General features: G+C 61.7%; 1 protein-coding gene. It reads left to right on the top strand.

The annotated features are described in order from the left end of the window. Positions 1 to 786 precede the first annotated feature (786 nt). The gene (locus tag ACZ7NC_RS45175) at positions 787 to 1,899 is read left to right on the top strand and encodes a zinc metalloprotease (RefSeq protein ID WP_471498176.1); all 1,113 of its coding nucleotides are present in this window, start codon (positions 787 to 789) and stop codon (positions 1,897 to 1,899) included. The last annotated feature ends 562 nt before the right edge of the window (positions 1,900 to 2,461 follow it).

Below are 2,461 nucleotides of genomic sequence, written 5' to 3' on the forward strand. Positions count from 1 at the left end.
GCCCTGCCCCAGGACCGCCCGGTCGAGCTCAACCTCTCCGGACTGCACCACCTCGACCACGCCTGCCGTACGGCCCTGGAGAGCTGGGCCGAGCGGGTCCCGCGCTTCTCGACTTCCCTCGGAAGCCAGAGGTAATCCGCCCTCAACGAGCAAGGAGACGTGTCCCGTTACAGCGCCCGCTGGCAGCCAGCCCTGCGAGGGGGATGAGCGTGTCTAGTGTTGAGCGCGTTGGTCGATCCCGCGGGCTTGCAGAGAAACGCGGCAACCGGCAATGCACAGGTGGTAATGACCAGGCCGTACAGGTCTTCTGACCTGGTTTCAACGAACCGGGCGCCAACCCAAAATCGAGATAGCGCGGAACCGGCTCGCAGTCCTACTGGCGGCGACCGATTCAGGCCGCACAGTTGGGCTCATTGCCAGCGACGTGGTTCGCAGTGCCGACACTCGTCCTTGGCAGTGCCCTTGGTGCGCGTAGGCCCGCTGGATTCAATTGGCCCGATAGGCAAAGAAAAGGCGCGTGGAGGCTCGTCGATGCGATGCCGTCCTGCGCTATTTAGGACCTCCCGTTCAAAAGGGTGCGCACATGCATGGATTCGCGCTCTGCGCACCGTCTTCCGAGAGGAGCACCAGCTTGATGCAGGTTCGAAGCTGTTGTGGCTCAAGTCGTGGTCCGCAACGTGACCAGCCACACTGGAGACCGGGGCCCTTCCGCTGTCAATGCGGCGTTGATTTGAAAACAGAACCTCATCATGATCCGCGCAGCGGGCGTGCAACAGGGAGTGAAGAGTGGCCGAGCTTACTCCAAGACTCATCGGCAGGACGATTATGACTCTCGCGCTCACGGCTTCGTTGAACCTGGCCGACGGCTTCGCATGTGGAGCCTCGATGGCAGCACATGGGTGTGCGTCCGCACAGCGGGAGCTCACCGTTCACGAATTGGCGGCCGGCTCGTCGGCAATTGACTGTGATGCGATCGGTCGCGTGGTCACGTACGGCGGAACCGGTGTGACGGTACCGGGACCAGGCATGGCTGTCACCGTTGATGCCCTGACGACCGACGGCGTTTCACACGGGTTCACGCTCGAAGTTGCTGCCGATGGAACGGTCTCGTACGACTTGACGGAAGGTGCCGACGTGGACACCTCCATCGCAGGCACTGATATTCCCGACCCTCTGTCGAACTCTGGCGTTCCGGCAGTCGATCTTGCGCAGGAAGCGGACGACGAGGTTGAAGGCGGGCCTGAAGCTCATGCAGAGGAAGCCTACGCGGCGGACGTCGACGACTCCACAGCGACTGGAGCCTGCAGCGACAGTGCATACAGCACTGCCGATCACAAGGAATACGGTGTCTACGCCTGGTCCATCGGCGATGGCCGCATGCCTGGCGGGCTGTCCCGGAAAGAGGCGAAGAGGGCGTTCAAGGACGCCATTGGAAACATCACCAGAAGCTACAACAGTTGCGGATACCGCGACATGGTCGGCGCGAGAATGCACTTCGTCTCCGAGACCAGTCGCGAAGCAGGCATTAATTCCAGCTCTTGGTGCTTGGGCGACGACGGGCAGAGTGTGTGGGATGCCGGAGTTCTCAAGAGCAACTTCGTGGCCTTGACCTGCTCGTGGGCCTGGACCATGCCCGGCGACGCAAAGAATGATTTGCGTGAGGCCGACGTCCGCTTCAACATCCGTGACTACGACTTCACGAACAAGCCGAGCAGCACATGTTTGAACAAATACGACATCCGCTCCATAGGTACTCATGAGGCCGGGCATGTGTTCGGGTTGGGTCACGTCGGTGCGCGACACGAGAATCTCACCATGTACATGACTGCTTTCCGTTGCAAGACGCTCGCCCGGACGCTCGGCAAGGGAGACGTGCTCGCCCTTCGCCGTCTGTATTGAGCGGACGTCGCGAGTCGGAGCCGGACGGGCGTGGACGCGTGCTGGCAGCGTCCTTAACCGGTTGTGCTCTATCCGTTCGCGTGGCCGGTCGGATTCGAACGGGTGGCTGGATCGCGTGAGTTGGCTGGTGCGGGGATGACGGAACGGTCCCTTGGTAGCTCGCGGTTGTCGAGTCCAGCGAGTAGTGAGAGCCCTGTTGTCGAAGTGTCGCGTGGTTGCTGGTTGCCGGTCCGGTCCGTCCACTCCTGGGTGTGACTGTCTCGCCTCTAGGTTCGGGAACGCGACCGACCGGCCGGAGCGTGGGCGTTGGTACGGCTCGGCCATGAACAATGCCGAGTGGGTACGGTTGCGGGATCTGCTGCCGGTGCCGTGATGGCTGGCGGGCCGGGGTGAGCGGTAGGGCTACTACTGATCTTTGACGTCGTGTTTGATGTTCTGGCCGTGTTCGGCATACCGGGTGTATGGGGACCCGAACACGCAAGTTCTTGAGTCCAGTTGAGTTGGAACAGCGGCGTATGCAGGCAGCTGATTTATTCGAACAGGGGATGCGGCAGAGCAAGGT

The organism is Streptomyces sp. NPDC111802 (assembly GCF_055634335.1).